The 1,233-nt window shown below is 49.1% G+C and carries 2 protein-coding genes; both read left to right on the forward strand.

Annotation, left to right across the window (positions count from 1 at the left end; translation table 11 throughout):
* The coding region (locus tag R8N28_RS25560) for a cbb3-type cytochrome c oxidase subunit I (protein WP_318183703.1) at positions 1 to 718 on the forward strand (718 nt) is incomplete at its 5' end.
* Between the two features lie 20 nt (positions 719 to 738).
* On the forward strand, positions 739 to 1,233 hold a 495-nt coding region (locus tag R8N28_RS25565; RefSeq protein WP_318183704.1), incomplete at its 3' end, for a cytochrome c oxidase assembly protein.

Raw genomic sequence — 1,233 nt, forward strand, 5'->3', positions numbered from 1 at the left:
CGCAACATGCAGTATCGCGCTTCTTTCTTTCCTTGTGTGGGCACACCACATGTTCACGACAGGCATGCCCGTGTTTGCAGAACTGTTCTTTATGTACTGCACCATGTTGATTGCGGTACCGACCGGAGTAAAAGTGTTTAACTGGGTCGCAACCATGTGGCGTGGCGCACTGACCTTTGAAACGCCAATGTTGTTTGCGATTGCGTTTATTGTTCTGTTCACTATCGGTGGTTTCTCGGGTTTGATGCTTGCTATCGTGCCGGCGGATTTCCAATACCACGATACCTATTTTGTGGTGGCACATTTCCATTATGTCTTGGTGTCTGGCGCGGTCTTCTCAATCATGGCGGCGTCGTATTATTGGTTACCGAAATGGACGGGGAATATGTACGACCACAAGTTGAGTTTGTGGCATTTTTGGTGCTCAGTCATTTCCGTCAATGTCCTTTTCTTCCCGATGCATTTTTTAGGTTTGGCGGGCATGCCGCGAAGAATCCCTGATTACGCGATTCAATTTGCGGATGTGAACCAAATCGTATCTATCGGCGGCTTTGCCTTTGGTTTGTCGCAACTGATTTTCTTGTGGGTCGTGATCAAGTGCATTCGTGGCGGAGAGAAAGCGTCGGCCAAACCTTGGGAGCGTGCAGCAGGATTAGAGTGGAATGTGCCAAGCCCTGCGCCTCATCACACCTTTAGTACGCCGCCTAAAGTGGATTAACGGAACGAGAGGCGAAGAACATGGCAGAAAAATCATCCCACAAAAAGCTCACGATAAAGTTAGTGCTGGCCACTTTTGCCATGTTCGGGTTCGGTTTTGCGCTCGTGCCGCTCTATGACGTGATGTGTGATGCGTTAGGCATCAACGGTAAAACCAGTGATGTTGCAGCGATTCAACCTACGGGGATGCAACCCGATTTGAGCCGGACGATTCGTGTGGAGTTTATGGCACACGTCAACCCAGATATGCCGTGGGAGTTTAAGCCGAAAGTCATTTCGATGAATGTTCATCCAGGTGAGGTCGTGCAAACTGAATACTTGGCATTTAACGAAAGTGGACAAAGGCTGGTGGGGCAGGCGGTGCCTTCCGTTTCTCCCGGCAACGGTGCAGCTTACTTCAACAAAATAGAGTGCTTTTGTTTTACGCAACAGCCGCTGGATGGAAAGCAGCACGCTCAGATGCCATTGATTTTCTATATTGAGCCCGATTTGCCGGACTCAATACATACATTAACG

Source organism: Vibrio sp. Vb1554, assembly GCF_033344235.1.